Source organism: Pseudomonas sp. DF11 (assembly GCF_058148565.1).
In genome coordinates, this window is the sequence record NZ_JBYVYN010000016.1 from 1 (window position 1) to 14,706 (window position 14,706).

The following is a 14,706-nucleotide window of genomic DNA, read 5'->3' on the forward strand; positions in this document are numbered from 1 at the left end:
TAGTAGAAGTCATCGATTTTACCGACACGTCGCTGTTGAACGGGTTGGTCACAGAATTTCTTGACGACCATAGAGCATTGGAACCACCTGATCCCATCCCGAACTCAGAAGTGAAACGATGCATCGCCGATGGTAGTGTGGGGTTTCCCCATGTGAGAGTAGGTCATCGTCAAGATTGAATTCCCCAAAACCCCTGTCTGCTGAAGCAGACAGGGGTTTTGTCGTTTTGGGCCGGTAATCGGATCGAGCCTCCGATTAATGGCGACGCCCCGGCAAACCCCCAGCGCCGTTGCTATGCTGTGATAGTCGGGCACTGGCGACCAAAGGGGCCCGCGACGTCACTGGTCATGGGGATTCCAATAATGAAAAACCCTTATGCTCCCGGCTTTTGGTGCGCCCTTGCGGCTCTGCTGCTGCTTTCGGCCACTTACTTCTATGGCGTCATGCTCACTCATCAAATCGACAAAGCGCTGTTGTTCCTCGATAGCGCCGCGGCGTTGATCGGTGTGATATCCATTGCAATCGTGGCCTGGGCATCGCTTCAGGGTCAACGCATCAAGAAAAAACACCTTGAGCAAGGCAAAACCCTGGTGCTGATTTGGGATACCAAGGTTGCGCTGCGACGTGTCGAAACGGTGTTCGACCGTTATTTCTGGGGCAGTTATTGGCAGCCCGGCCGCACATTTCAGGAAGTCATGGGGGAGCTCACCGGAACTCCGCTGGAAAAAAGTCTGGAAGCCCTGAAAACCCAATGTGCTGCCCTGGATAAACAAGTCACCCAGGATGGTTGGCATTGGCTCAACAACGCCCGAGAGCTGTGCGACGTGGCTAACGCCATGGCGCGTGAACGCTACCAACTGGATTTCTGCGATACACGCGCAGACTCATCGGGGGCCGCGGTGATCAATCGCGATTTCGAAGTGCTGGTGTACACCTGGACGGCCCGCCTCAAGACTTTCGACCACCAGCTCGACGAGATCGAAGTCCAATATTCGTAGACCACCTCTCAAGAAAACGTTTTTGCCCCTTTAAACATTGGGCCCGCAGGTGTGCCTGATGGTAATCTCCCCTTCCTCTTTGCGGCGTCGAGCCACACCCTTTGCGGGTCAGGGAAGACGACGGCTTTCTTCAACCATGGATATCGATCGGGTCACTCATGAATAAATCAGCAAGCGTACTTCTGGGAATCGTTGTGGCTGTTGGTGCTATCAGCGCGGGCGGCGCCTGGTACACCGGGACCAAACTCGAAGGCGTGTTGACGAACGCTATTGCCGATAGCAACAAGCAGATGCAGACAGCCTTGGCCGGGTCCAACAGCAGCGCCACCCTGGAGCTGGTTTCCATGGACCGTGGAACGTTCAGCAGCACCGCCCACTACCGCCTCAAAGGTGAAGGCGAGATATTCGGTGGTGAGCCGATCGAGCTGCTCTTCGTTGATCGGATCGAACACGGCCCGCTGCCGTTCTCGCGCTTGATAACGCTCAAATGGCTGCCGGTCATGGCCACCAGTCACACCTCCCTCGAGCGCAATCCACTGACTGACAAGTGGTTCGCCGCCACCAAGGATCAATCGCCGCTCCAGGGTGTAGTCAACCTGGGTTACGACCAGTCCATCAATGGCAGCTACGAGCTGCTGCCGTTGGACACCAAGCTGGATGAGCAATCCCAGCTCACCTTCTCCGGGCTGAAAATCGACCTGGCCGCCAGCGCCCAAGGCCAGAAGATCAAGGCCGATGGCTACATGGACAGCTTCAAACTGACCACCGTTGCCGAAGACCAGACTCCGGTGCAGGTCGAGCTGAACGGACTGACATTGGCCAGCAACCTGAGCAAAAGCTCCTACGGTTACTACATGGGTGACAACACCCTGTTGTTGAGCAGCACCAAGGCCACCTTCGGTGAGCCGAAGTCGGTGCTGGGCCTGAAGAACTTCGAGATGAAGAACAGCAGCACCGAGAGCGGTACCAGCGCTTCGGGGCGTGCCGATTACAAGCTCGGTGAGCTGTCGTTCAACGACAAGACCATTGGTTCGGCGCAAATGGCGGTCAGCCTGAAGAACCTGGACATCCCGGCTACCATGTCGCTGATGCAGATTTACCAGACCAAGCTGCAACCCTACGAAAAAGCGGCTGCCGAGGCCGCTGCTGCCGGTGAGCCGGCGCCAGAACTGAGCCTGACCGAGGCCGAAGAGGCGCAGGTCAAGGCTGATCTGGAGAAACTCCTGGCCGGTGCCCCGCAAGTGGCGTTGGAAAACCTGTCGTTCAGCACCGCCAACGGTGAAAGCCGCGCCAACCTGATCGTTGATCTGGCCAAGCCACAGTCCATGGACCTGCCACCGGATGAATTGGGACGTCAATTGCTCGCCCTGCTGGATTTCAACCTCAAGGTCTCCAAGCCGATGCTGGTGGACCTGATGACGGTACAGGCACAGATGGAAGGCCAGACCGATGCCAAGCTGATTGCCGATCAAGCCACTGCCACCAGCGATATGTTCAGCGCCATGGCCGTTGGTACAGAGCTGGCGAAACTTGAAGGCAACGATGTGGTTACCAAGCTGCACTACGCCAACAATCAGGTCGATTTCAACGGCCAGAAGATGACCGTTGAACAATTCACCGCCTTCGTCATGAGCAAGCTGGGCGGCGGCGTCGCCGTTCAGTAACTCCTTCGAGCAATACCCAAACCCGGCCCGTGCATTGCGCACGGGCCGGGTTTTTTTATGTTCAACGATTCCCCGCGCCGAAATCTGCGCCGATTCTGAAGAATTGTGGCGTTCTGGAAAATCACCTGCCCAGGAGTGCAAGACTAGGCCCATTAGAGCTTGGCTGGATTCCTTTGATCCGGCTTCCTGTTTGATGGGCAAGGGGGCACTGCGACCCGGCTGGCCATGTAAGGATGCTGACGAATGCCGCGTACTGTGGGTCCTTTTGTTCAACGTGGTTTGCGCCCGTTGTTTCGCGTCGCACTGTGCAGTCAATTGTGCTGGCCGATGCTGGCGTTTGCCGATACGGCCTATGACCAGATGGTGCTCGATGCCCGTGCCGGCCATTACACGCCCGCGTTGACTGCGTTGCGCCAAGTGCCGGCTGCCCAGGCCAGCACCGCGCAAATCAGTGATCACCTGCAGATCGCCAGTTGGGCCGGCCTCGACGCCGAGGTGGTGGCGGTCTATGAGGCCCAGGGCCGCAACCGAGCGCTGCCCGTACAGGCCTTGACCGCTACGGCTCGCGCCTATCGCAACCTCAAGCGTTGGGATTCGGCGGCCGAGCTGTACCGCCAGGCCTTGGTGATCGACCCACAGAATCCTGACCTGCAACTCGGCCTGGCCTTGACCCAGGCCGATGCAGGCCAGCCCGACGAGGCCGTCACTCGCGCCAAGGCCATGGTCGCCGCCAAACCGGCAGATCCGATGCGTCGACTGGCGCTGGGTTATGCCCTGACCCGCGCCAACGACCCCCACGAAGCGCTGTTCGAATACGACCAGGCCTTCACCCGCGCCGGTAACAGCCCGGAGGTTGCGCGCGAATATATTTATGCCCTGCAACGCGCGCGGCTGCCCGAGCCGGCGCTGCGCCTGGCGCGCTTACAGCCTGGGTTGATCGACCGTGGCGTGCAGCGGCGCCTGGAGGGTGACGTGGCAGCCGAACGGGTGCGCCTGGCGGATATGGCCAGCCGCAGCGAACAGGAGCGCTTCGTCATTGCCGACCGTGCCCTGGCCGACTACGACAAGTTGCTCGCCACCTGGACCCCGGTGGCCGAAGCCCATGATGACGTGCTGCGTTGGCGCATCGACCGCATGGGCGCCCTCAATGCCCGCGCCCGGCGCGCTGAAGTGATTGCCGAGTACCAGAAGCTGATCGCCGAGGGCGTGAGCATTCCTACCTATGCCCTGCGCTGGGTGGCCTCTTCCTATCTGGAACAACGTGAGCCAGAGATCGCCGTCGAACTGTACCGCCGGGTACTGGCGGCGCCGGATGCCGATCCTGCGGAGCGTTTTGAGGACAGTACCGCGCTCTATTACGCGTTGCTGGAAAGTGAACAATCCGAAGAAGCCCGCGCACTGGCCGAAGACATGGCGAAATCCCAGCGCCCGCGCATCGAGCTCAAGGGCCTGCCGATCGGCAATCCCAACGATGAATGGATGGACGCCCAGCAACTCGCCGCCCAGGCCGGCACTTACGGCGCCGACCTGCCTTCTGCCGAGGCGCGCCTGGAAACCTTGGTCAGCCAAGGCCCCGGCAACACCGGCATGCGCCTGGCCCAGGCCGATCTGTACCAGGCCCGTGACTGGCCGCGTCGTTCGGAAAACCTGCTCAAGGAAGTCGAGGCGACGATCCCGCGCAACCGTGACCTGGAAATCGCCCAGGCCCGCGCCGCCATGGATCTGCAGGAATGGCGGCAGATGGATGCGCTGACCGACGACGTGGTCGCCCGCTATCCGGAAAACGCCCATGTCAAACGCCTGCAACGCCAGCGCGAGGTGCACGACATGGCCGAGCTGCGCATCGAGGCCTACACCGGCAAGAGCTATGGCGGTGGTAACGGTGACGCCGGTGCAGTCACTGGCAGTCGGGATTTTGGTATCGAAACCCTGCTCTACAGCCCGCCCATCGATGAGGATTGGCGGCTGTTCGGCGGTTCCGGCTATGCCACCGGTGATTTCGAGGAAGGTACCGGCCACCACCGTTGGCAGCGCCTGGGCGTAGAGCGTCGCACCCGCGACATGACCCTGGAAGCCGAGGTTTCCAATCATTCCTATGGTTCCGGCGACAAGCAGGGCGCGCGCGTGGCCGTGGCGCGGGATATCGACGACCACTGGCAGTACGGCGGCAGCCTGGACTATCTCTCGGCCAATACCCCGCTGCGGGCGCTCAACAGCGGCGTCCGCGCCAATGGCGGCAGTGGTTTTGTTCGTTGGCGCGCCAATGAAAGCCGCGAGTGGCGACTGGCTGTCAGCCCGTCCCATTTCAGCGATGGCAATAACCGCCTCGAAACCCAGCTGACCGGCCGTGAAGGCATCTATAGCGCGCCGCGCCTGCAAGTGGAGCTGGGGCTGGAAGTGGGCGCCAGCCGCAACAGCGGTTCCAACGAAGTGCCTTATTTCAATCCGAAAACGGATTTCAGCGTCATGCCGACCGTGAGTGCCAACCACGTGTTGTACCGCCGCTACGAGACCACGTGGAGCCAGCAGTTCCAGGTCGGTGCCGGTACCTACAGCCAGCGCGACTACAACACTGCGGCCATGGGGTTGCTCAGCTACGGCCAGCGTTTCATCTGGAACGACGTGCTAGAGGCAGGTGCCGCGCTGAGCTGGCTCAACCGCCCCTACGACGGCGATCGCGAAAGCGATTTGCGCCTGCTTGTCGACCTCACCTATCGCTTCTAGAAGAGTTTGAAGATGCCTGTCATTTCGCGATTCATCCTTCTGCTGGGGGTCTTGCTGATCAGCGCTTGTGCCCAGCAAGCCCCGGCGTTCACGCCACCCTCGCAGCGCCCGGTGGCAGCCAATGATGCCCCGTGGCCGAAGAACCATGTGCTTGGCATCGCCTACCACGATGTCAACGACCGGGACCCGGACCAGGCGCTGGTGGCGGTGCGTACCGAACGCCTGATCGAACAACTGGCGTGGCTGCGGGAGAACAACTACCAGCCGGTCACGGTGGACCAGATCATCACGGCCCGCAATGGCGGCCCGGAACTGCCTCCGCGTGCGGTGCTGCTGAGTTTCGACGACGGCTACTCAAGCTTCTACACCCGCGTCATGCCCATTCTGCGAGCCTATAACTGGCCGGCGATCCTCGCCCCGGTCGGCAGTTGGGTGGATACGCCGCTGAACCAGACGGTGGACTTCGCCGGCGTGCCGCGCAAGCGTTCCGAGTTCCTGACCTGGGAGCAGATTCGCGAGGTGTCGAAATCGGGCCTGGTGGAAATCGCCGCCCACACCGACGCCAACCACAAAGGCGTCCTCGCCAACCCGCAAGGCAACCAGCAACCCGCCGCGACCACCCGGCGCTACGATCCGGTCACCGGTCGCTATGAGACCGAGGCCGATTTCCAGGCTCGCCTGCGCAAGGATGTGGTGGCCATTTCCGAAAAAATCCGCAAGGTCGCCGGCTACAGTCCGCGCGTCTGGGTCTGGCCATACGGCGAGGCCGACGGCACGGCGTTGCAGGTGATTGGCAGTGAGGGCTATCAGATGGCCCTGACCCTGGAGGACGGTCTCGACAGCCTGGATAACCTGATGAGCGGCCCACGCTTTTTGGTGGCCTCCGATCCGGACGGTGCCCATTTCGCTGAAAGCATCGTGTCGGTGCAGACGATTGACCCCATGCGCGTGGTGCATGTCGACCTGGATTACGTCTACGACCCGGACCCGGTGCAGCAGGAAGCCAATGTCGGCAAGTTGGTCCAGCGCATTGCTGACCTGGGCGCCAATACGGTGTTCCTGCAAGCCTTTGCCGATCCGAAAGGCGACGGCCTCGTGCATTCGTTGTACTTCCCCAACCGCCACCTGCCTGTACGGGCCGATCTGTTCGACCGGGTTGCCTGGCAATTGCGCACTCGGGCCAATGCCAAGGTCTATGCCTGGATGCCGGTGCTCAGTTTCGCCCTGGACGCCAAGCTACCGCGAGTACAGCGCTGGGATCCGCAAACCGGCAAGGTCGGCGTCGCCCCGGACCAGTACGTGCGTTTGTCGCCGTTCGACCCGAACGTGCGCAAGGTCATCGGTGAGATCTATGAAGACCTGGCGCGGATGAGCTCGTTGGACGGCGTTTTGTACCATGACGATGCGGTGTTCTCCGACTTCGAGGATGCCAGCCCCGCCGCTCTGAAAGTCTATGCCGCCAACGGCCTGTCGACCTCCATTGCCGCCCTGCGGGACGATCCTGCGGCGATGCAACGCTGGACCCGCTTCAAGAGCCGCTACCTGATCGACTTCACCCACGAGCTCACCGCCAAGGTGCGGGCAATTCGCGGCCCACAGGTGCTGACGGCGCGCAACATCTTTGCCGAGCCGATGCTCAATCCGGAAAGCGAAGCCTGGTTCGCCCAGAACCTCGACGATTTCCTCGGGGCCTATGACTGGACGGCGCCAATGGCCATGCCGCTGATGGAAAAGCAGACTCGCGCGCAGTCCGGCCCCTGGTTGGAACGCCTGGTCCAGACCGTCAAGAACCGGCCCGATGCACTCAAGCGCACGGTGTTCGAGTTGCAGGCGCGCGACTGGGACAGCCAACCGGTGGCCGACGTTGACGACGAACTCCTGGCCGACTGGATGGGGCGCCTCAAGCGTCAAGGCGTGACCAGTTTCGGCTACTACCCGGACAACTTCATCGAAGACCAGCCTGCCGTGAAAGCCGTACGGCCGGCGCTCTCCAACAAGTGGAATCCTTGACATGCTCGACAGACTGCTCGCCCTGCTGGTGCTGGCGATTGTCCTCGGGGTGCCCCTGGGCCTGATCTTCCTGGTCACCGGGCAATTCCTGATGGACTTCGTGTTCTTTTACCCGCTGTTCATGTCCGGGCTGTGGATCGCCGGCGGCCTGTATTTCTGGCTGCACTGGGAGCGCCACTGGCCGTGGAAGGACGACACCTTGCCACCGCCCCTGGCTGGCGAGCCGTTGATCAGCATCCTGATCCCGTGCTTCAACGAAGGCGATAACGTCGCCGACACCATTCACGCGGCCCTGGGCCAGCATTACCCGAACATCGAAGTCATCGCCATCAACGATGGCTCCAAAGACAACACTGCCCAGATGCTCGACCAATTGGCGGCTGAAGACCCCCGCCTGCGCGTGCTGCACCTGGCGGAAAACCAAGGCAAGGCCGTGGCCCTGCGCATGGGTGCTATCGCGGCGCGCAGTGAATACCTGGTGTGCATCGATGGTGACGCGCTGCTGGCGCCGAACACCTGTGCTTACCTGGTGGCGCCGATGCTGGATAACGCCCGCCTCGGCGCAGTGACCGGCAACCCGCGCATCCGCACCCGCTCGACCCTGGTGGGCCGGGTCCAGGTCGGCGAGTTCTCCTCGATCATTGGCCTGATCAAGCGTACCCAGCGGGTTTTCGGGCGGATCTTCACCGTGTCCGGCGTGATCGTCGCGTTCCGTCGCACGGCCCTGCACCGGGTTGGCTACTGGAGCCCGGACATGATCACCGAAGACATCGACATCAGTTGGAAGCTGCAGCTGGATCACTGGAGCATCTTCTACGAACCCCGCGCGTTGTGCTGGATCCTCATGCCCGAAACCCTGCGTGGCCTGTGGCGGCAACGCCTGCGCTGGGCCCAGGGTGGCGCCGAGGTACTGTTCAAGAACATCCGTGGCATCTGGCAATACCGTCACCGCTACCTGTGGCCATTGTTGTTCGAATACTGCCTGTCCACCGGTTGGGCATTCACGTTCCTGCTGTCGGTGATTTTCTGGGGCGCCGGCAAATTCGTCGAGATGCCAGCGGCCATCGCCGTGGATCACCTGATGCCGCCGGCCTTCACCGGCCTGTTGCTGGCAGTGGTGTGCCTGCTGCAGTTCGCGGTGAGCATCCTGATCGATCGGCGCTACGAAAAAGGCCTGTGGCACATCATGTTCTGGGTGGTCTGGTACCCGTTGGTGTTCTGGCTGATCAGCCTTTTCACCACCCTGGTGAGTTTTCCCAAAGTGCTGTTCGGGCAGCATCAGAAGCGTGCGCGCTGGATCAGTCCGGATCGCGGTATCAAACCGTTCGATGATCAGGAAGAGGAAGTGATCCGATGAAAATTATCAGGACCCGGCAACGGCCTTTTCTGGTGGTCATCGATGCGTTTTTTACCGTGCTGGCGTGGGTGGGGTTGTTGTACTTGCTGGTCAATGGATTGTGGCCATTGTTCGACAGCCAGGCTGGCCCGCGTTTGGGAGGGGCGTTGTTCGACACCCTGGGGACCTTGCAGATCTATGGTTGGATCGCCTTGGTCAACGCGGTGTTGTTGATTACCTGGGCGCGTTATCAACAGCGCAAAAGCCGCAGCTTTGCCCAGCGTCGGCTGCCGGCTCCGGTGGTGGATGACCAGGGCTTGAGCGCCAGTTTCAAGTTGAGCGGCGAGCGCCTGGATACCTTGCGTCAGCCCGGCTCGAAGATTATTCACAACAACCAGGACGGCGACATCAGCCACGTAGTACCGCATTTCCACCTGCTCAGCCCGGACTTGCAGCCACCGCCCCTGGCGCCATTGGAGCGGCCACGGATTATCCATTTGCCGGCGGATCAGTCCGTACATTGATGCAAGCCGTGCCGACGCTTTCGCGAGCAGGCTCGCTCCCACAGGGGATTTGGGGTGGCGTCCAGATCTACGTGGAGAAATCCCGGATCAGCCGCCATGCCTCATCTACCGGCAACGGTTGTTTCATTCGCTGTGCCAACGCCGCCATGGCCCGGCCTTCATCGCAGGCCACTGCGGCGGCAACGAGGCCGTCCTTGCCCAGTAGGGCAATAAACGGCGGATGCTCGGGCGTGCCCTTGAATTCCACCTCGTCCCAATGTTCGGCGTGGCCGAGGTAGTCGTAGCGTTTGCCGAAGTGATAGGTCCAGAAAAACGGTACGTCCAGATAGTGCTCGTCGCCGCCGAGCATGTTCGCGGCGGCGATGCGGGCCTGTTGCTGGGCCAGGCGCCAGTGCTCGATGCGCTGGGGCTGGCCGTTCAGGGGGAAGGTCGCGATATCACCGACGGCCCATAAGCCATCAGTCACGCGCATGCCCGCATCAACGGACAGTGACTGGTCCTGTTCCCTTGGCAATTGGGCAAACGGCTCGGTGGCCGGGCGCACGCCGACGCCGATGATCACCAGGTCCGCGGTAATGCGCTGGCCGTTGTCCAGCACCACGGCCTCGACCTTGCCCGCCCCCTCGATCCGCACCACTTCGCTGTCGCAGCTGTACACCACGCCGTTGGCCCGATGCCGGGCCAGGATGGCTTGGCCGACGCTCTCGCCCAATTGCGCGGCGAATGGCACCGGGTGCCGGGCCACGACGGTGACGTTCAGCTCGCGCTTGCGCAGGGACGAGGCCACTTCCATGGCGATGAAACTGTCGCCAATGATCACCGCCCGTAGCCCTGGCCGGGCAGTGTCGAGAATCTGCCGGGCGTGGGCGATCGAGCGCAGTACGAAGACTTGCGGCAAATCGATACCGGGCAGCGCTGGCGTCTTCGGCACCCCGCCCGTGGCAATGAGCGCGGCGTCGTAGTTCAGGTACCGGCCATCGGCGAGCTGGATTTGCCGGGCATCGGGGTCCAGATGAGTGACCTCGCCGTGGAGCCTTTCGATGCGTTGCTGGGTGAAATATGTTTCATCGCGCAGCGACGAAGTCTCATCGACTGCCATGTCGCCGGCCAACACATACTTGCTCAGCACCGTACGGTCGTAGCCGGCCTCGGCTTCGCGGTCGATCAACTGGATTCGCCCGCCAAAACCTTTTTCGCGCAACGCCGCCGCGCAAGCCGTGCCGGCCGCACCGGCGCCGATGATGACAAATGTGCGCGAGTCATCGGCCGGTGGGACCTTATCGGTCGGCAGCGGTTGATCGTCGACCCAGACGTCATCGTCCCGGATCTCGACGTGATAGCGCGCCAGGCTGTCGAGGGCCGGCGGTTCGCACAGGGCGCCATCTTCAGTTCGGAACGCCGCTTTGTGCCATGGGCAAATCAGCCTTCCATGGCACACCGCACCCTTGGCCAGTGGTGCGCCAGCATGCGGGCATTTGCCCTGGAAGGCGCGCACCTGATCGCCTGAGCGCAGCAGCAGGATGGACGTGTCATTGATTTTGACTTCGAGGCCGCGGTCTTCGCGAACATCGGCGAAATGGGCGACTTGATGCAGAGACATGGTCGTTCTCCGGCAGGCGTTTCCCTTTGGAGTCACAAGGCCGGGACGAGTTTCAGCGTAATTGTCACTGCAACCTTGGCGAAGCTGCGGCTATAGTTCGCAAGCCGTCCATGGCCTGACACGCACAAGGTGCCCCGGTATGACCCGATTGAACTCTCTCTCCCCTTGGCTGGCGGCCGTCGCCCTGGTGCTGTGCGCACAAGGGGCTGTCCAGGCCGAGGAGCGTTTTACCCTCAGTATTCCCGGCGTGTCGGACGACCGCCTCTTCACCGCGGCGGCGGCCAGTGACGCCAACACCTGTGGTGGCAAGAACATTTCCCCGGCCCTGAGCTGGAACGCCGGCCCACCCGGAACCCTCAGCTACGCCATCGTCATGTTGGACCCGGACGGTCAAAGGGGCCAAGGGGTCGACCACTGGATCCACTACGGCATCAAGGCCGGCACACGGCAGATTCCGGCGGGTGCCGGCACCAAGTCCTCGTTGGAAGGCATGAGCGGCATCAACAGCAAGAACACCCACGGCTACATCGGCCCTTGCCCGCCTATCGGCGACAGCGCTCACCACTACTTGATCCAGCTTTTCGCCCTGGACCTGCCGCCGGAAGCCCTGCCTGCCGACCTCACGCGCGCGCAATTGATGGAAAAAATCAAAGGCCACGTACTGCGCAACAGCAGCGTCGTGCGCCGTTATCACCGCTGACCCGGGACAACACACCCCCTGTTTAAACCAGGGGATGGGGTTAGAGAGGGGCTTGCTCCCGCTGGGCTGCGAAGCGGCCCCACACCATAAAATTGGCATCATGGGCCAAAAGCGAGCACTATCGAGCCCCTGTTCACTCATGCCGGAGGATGGCGATGACGCAGAAACCCGACGGCATCGCCCGCCTCCTGAACTGCCCCACCAAGGGGGATGAGATACGCCGGGCCATCGCCCAGAGCCGTAAGGATTTCCTGCCTGCCGACGAGGCCGAAGACGCCGAGCCAGGCCAGCCACCGATGCAATCGGCGGACAATGATCGCGACGACTGAGCTGTCGCCTCTCTCAAACTTATCGTTCAAACCTGCCTATGACTGCCACCACTGTTTTACCCGGTGACCGATTCAGCCGATCCGACTACAAGACCCTGGGCCTGGCCGCCTTGGGCGGCGCGCTGGAGATCTACGATTTCATCATTTTCGTCTTCTTCGCCCTGACTCTCAGCCAGTTGTTCTTCCCGCCGGAAATGCCCGATTGGCTGCGTTTGTTGCAAAGCTTCGGGATTTTCGCCACCGGCTACCTGGCCCGGCCCTTGGGCGGCATTCTCATGGCGCACTTCGCCGATCGCCTGGGCCGCAAGCGGGTATTCAGCCTGAGCATCCTGATGATGGCCTTGCCGTGCCTGCTCATCGGAGTGATGCCGACTTACGCGCAAATCGGTTATTTCGCCCCGTTGCTGTTGCTGGCGCTGCGTATCCTGCAGGGCGCGGCGGTGGGCGGTGAGGTGCCAAGCGCCTGGGTGTTCGTGGCCGAACATGCACCGCTGCGTCATCGCGGCTATGCCCTGGGCTTCCTCCAGGCCGGCCTGACCTTCGGCTACCTGCTGGGCGCCCTGACCGCCACAGCCCTGGCGCGGATCTATACACCGGCGGAGATCCTCGATTACGCCTGGCGCCTGCCGTTCCTGCTCGGCGGGGTCTTCGGTGTGATCGGCGTCTGGTTGCGTCGCTGGCTGAGCGAAACGCCGATCTTCATGGCCCTGCAAGCCAATCGCGAGGGCGCTGCGGAACTGCCCCTGCGCACAGTCCTGCGCGATCACCGCCAGGCCTTGCTGCCGGCCGCGATCCTGACCTGCGTGCTGACCTCTGCCGTGGTGGTGTTCGTGGTCATCACCCCCACCGTGATGCAGAAAAGCTTCGGCATGACCCCCAGCCACACCTTCGCCCTGAGCAGCCTGGGCATCGTGTTCCTGAACATCGGCTGCGTCCTGGCCGGCCTCATCGTCGACCGCCTCGGCGCCTGGCGCACCGTCATGCTCTACAGCCTGTTGCTGCCCGTGGGCATCGCCGTGCTCTACGCCAGCCTGATCAGCGGCAGCACCTGGCTGGGCCTGGCCTACGCCGTGGCCGGCCTGGGTTGCGGCGTGGTCGGCGCGGTGCCGTCGGTGATGGTCAGCCTGTTCCCGCCGAAGATCCGCGTGTCCGGCATCTCGCTCACCTACAACATCGCCTATGCATTGTGGGCGAGCATGACGCCGTTGATGTTGATCGCGTTGGTGCCGTGGAGCCCGTGGGTGTGCGTGGGGTATTGCGTGGTGATGGGGGCGGTGGGCGTGGCTGCGGCGGCGTATTTCCCGGGGCGGCATGGGAAGGTTGAGCCGGTATCTTTGGCTTGTGAGTCGTAAAGATCCTGCTCAAGAGTCGCTTGTTCAAAACGAACCACTAAGTACTCCTTAGTGGTTCGCCAGGAACGTCATGTTAGCGACCTCTGCCTTACAGCAACCGCCGCTGCACTGCCTCTTCCAACGTGCTACGTGTCAGCGCCTGTACCACGTCGCGGGTGTCCTGCTGGAACGGAATGCCAAAAATCAGCACCAGATGCATCCAGGTCCGCACCGACTCACTTTTCTGCACGCGGCCCAGTTCCTTGCCGTCCTTGTCCTTGAACACCGTTTCGAGGGTGAAGGTGTTCTCGGCCGTGGAGGGAATCACGAAGAAGGTCGCGCCGGTGATGATGGCCGAGGCCATGCTGAACTGTTCGTTGTTGCTCAAGGTAGCTTCGGCATAGATGTCCGACTCGACCTTGTCGGTGCTGACCCGCGCGAAGCGCCCGGAATCGCGGAACGTCTCGGCCACGGAGGTTTCCCAAGCGGTGGCCTGGGCACCCGAAGCAGCCACGGCCGGGCCACTGTTGACCTGGTTCTGCGCTGTGGTGCGCAGGAAGGCGCTGGGTTTGGCGGCTGGCGTGGCGGCGGCTGGTGGCCAGGTCTTCACGTCGGGCAATTCGTGTTGCGAGTAGGACACGCAACCGGTCAGCAGGACGGCGGCCAGCACCAGGCTGTGTTTGATGAAACCCATCATGTGTTGCTCCTTATTGTTTGGCCAGGCGCGCGGTGGCGGTGTCCAGCAGTTGTGCGACCAACTGGTTCATTTGCTGGGCGCCCATGGTTGGCGCCCAGTATTCGCGGCCATACAGCCCAACATTGCGCTCCAGCTTGACCTCTTCCTTGGCCGCAGCCAGTTCCTTGCCGTCGCGGTCGACGATCACCAGGTTGCCGGCAACGTCGAAACTGTCGACGTAGATAGGGCCGTTAACCCAGATCCAGACCGTCAGCGTCAGCAACGCGCCGGGGAAGTAGCCCGGGTGCGGTGCGCGGTGGCCTTTGAGGGAAGTCATGTTGAATTTGAGCAGCACGTCGTTCTCGCCCAGGCGTGTCGGGTATTCGGTGACTTGCTTGAAGTAGCCGCCGGTCTGCACGTACTGATTGAGCTGGGCCGTGAGCGAGCGGCTGATGGCCGTGCGCGTGGCATCGTTGACATCGGGGGCAGTCACGGCGACATCGGCGATTTGTGCGATACGCGGGCTGCTGACGGGAGCTGGGTGCTGCGGAGCGCCCACTGGGCCGGTGACGGTATAGGACACGCAGCCGGTCATCGACAGGGTGGCGATGAGGGCGGTGGCCTTGAGAAGTGTTTTGAGCACGGAATGTCCTTATAGGATTGATGGCACTTTAATGTCTCGACCTGGGGGGCGGTAACTTGAGGGAAAACCGCAAAGGTATCAAGGGACTGGAGAGGAAAATGGCGAGGCTTGTCAGCCGCCGGAAAATATTTTCGACCGGTTAACCCGAACCGTAAGTGCCTTGCGTCTGAG

At 61.9% G+C, this 14,706-nt stretch carries 12 protein-coding genes, 1 rRNA gene and 1 pseudogene; 10 read left to right on the top strand and 4 right to left on the bottom strand.

Features of this window, described 5'->3' with window-relative positions:
• Positions 1-70 (bottom strand): annotated as a pseudogene (locus AC30D9_RS28525) (hypothetical protein); the annotation flags it as partial.
• On the opposite strand from AC30D9_RS28525, the gene rrf reads away from it, so the two are divergent.
• The 7 genes from rrf (at position 60) to pgaD (ending at position 9,256) form a co-directional block, all read left to right on the top strand.
• Positions 60-175: ribosomal RNA gene (gene rrf, locus AC30D9_RS28530) — 5S ribosomal RNA — on the top strand. The pseudogene AC30D9_RS28525 and the gene rrf sit on opposite strands and share 11 nt — an antisense overlap.
• Positions 176-362: 187 nt before the next feature.
• The gene (locus tag AC30D9_RS28535) at positions 363-998 is read left to right on the top strand and encodes a hypothetical protein (RefSeq protein ID WP_025569814.1); all 636 of its coding nucleotides are present in this window, start codon (positions 363-365) and stop codon (positions 996-998) included.
• Between the two features lie 158 nt (positions 999-1,156).
• Positions 1,157-2,662, top strand: coding sequence for a YdgA family protein (locus AC30D9_RS28540; RefSeq protein ID WP_134922316.1), 1,506 nt, complete (start codon positions 1,157-1,159; stop codon positions 2,660-2,662).
• A 243-nt stretch (positions 2,663-2,905) separates the two neighbouring features.
• The gene (pgaA, locus tag AC30D9_RS28545; protein WP_490145319.1) at positions 2,906-5,386 is read left to right on the top strand and encodes a poly-beta-1,6 N-acetyl-D-glucosamine export porin PgaA; all 2,481 of its coding nucleotides are present in this window, start codon (positions 2,906-2,908) and stop codon (positions 5,384-5,386) included.
• Positions 5,387-5,398: 12 nt separating this feature from the next.
• Complete coding sequence (gene pgaB, locus AC30D9_RS28550; RefSeq protein WP_490145320.1) at positions 5,399-7,396, top strand: poly-beta-1,6-N-acetyl-D-glucosamine N-deacetylase PgaB; 1,998 nt, start codon at positions 5,399-5,401, stop codon at positions 7,394-7,396.
• 1 nt (position 7,397) lies between these two features.
• Positions 7,398-8,753, top strand: a complete 1,356-nt coding sequence (pgaC, locus tag AC30D9_RS28555) for a poly-beta-1,6-N-acetyl-D-glucosamine synthase (protein WP_046065579.1) — start codon at positions 7,398-7,400, stop codon at positions 8,751-8,753.
• The gene (pgaD, locus tag AC30D9_RS28560; protein WP_134922320.1) at positions 8,750-9,256 is read left to right on the top strand and encodes a poly-beta-1,6-N-acetyl-D-glucosamine biosynthesis protein PgaD; all 507 of its coding nucleotides are present in this window, start codon (positions 8,750-8,752) and stop codon (positions 9,254-9,256) included. Before pgaC ends, pgaD begins: the two co-directional genes overlap by 4 nt.
• Before the next feature lie 67 nt (positions 9,257-9,323).
• Here pgaD and AC30D9_RS28565 read toward each other — a convergent pair whose 3' ends face one another.
• Positions 9,324-10,856, bottom strand: a complete 1,533-nt coding sequence (locus AC30D9_RS28565; protein ID WP_490145321.1) for an FAD-dependent oxidoreductase — start codon at positions 10,854-10,856, stop codon at positions 9,324-9,326.
• 139 nt (positions 10,857-10,995) lie between these two features.
• On the opposite strand from AC30D9_RS28565, the gene AC30D9_RS28570 reads away from it, so the two are divergent.
• The 3 genes from AC30D9_RS28570 to AC30D9_RS28580 all read left to right on the top strand — a co-directional run bounded on the left by AC30D9_RS28570 (position 10,996) and on the right by AC30D9_RS28580 (position 13,237).
• Positions 10,996-11,556, top strand: a complete 561-nt coding sequence (locus AC30D9_RS28570) for a YbhB/YbcL family Raf kinase inhibitor-like protein (RefSeq protein WP_307576563.1) — start codon at positions 10,996-10,998, stop codon at positions 11,554-11,556.
• A 155-nt stretch (positions 11,557-11,711) separates the two neighbouring features.
• On the top strand, positions 11,712-11,885 hold the full coding sequence (locus tag AC30D9_RS28575; RefSeq protein ID WP_167659291.1) for a hypothetical protein: 174 nt from the start codon (positions 11,712-11,714) through the stop codon (positions 11,883-11,885).
• Between the two features lie 38 nt (positions 11,886-11,923).
• Complete coding sequence (locus AC30D9_RS28580; RefSeq protein ID WP_490145322.1) at positions 11,924-13,237, top strand: MFS transporter; 1,314 nt, start codon at positions 11,924-11,926, stop codon at positions 13,235-13,237.
• A gap of 88 nt (positions 13,238-13,325) precedes the next feature.
• Here AC30D9_RS28580 and AC30D9_RS28585 read toward each other — a convergent pair whose 3' ends face one another.
• Together AC30D9_RS28585 and AC30D9_RS28590 are read right to left on the bottom strand one after the other, a co-directional pair.
• Positions 13,326-13,913, bottom strand: a complete 588-nt coding sequence (locus AC30D9_RS28585) for a hypothetical protein (RefSeq protein ID WP_134922324.1) — start codon at positions 13,911-13,913, stop codon at positions 13,326-13,328.
• A 10-nt stretch (positions 13,914-13,923) separates the two neighbouring features.
• Positions 13,924-14,535, bottom strand: a complete 612-nt coding sequence (locus AC30D9_RS28590; protein WP_490145323.1) for a hypothetical protein — start codon at positions 14,533-14,535, stop codon at positions 13,924-13,926.
• Between the last annotated feature and the right edge of the window lie 171 nt (positions 14,536-14,706).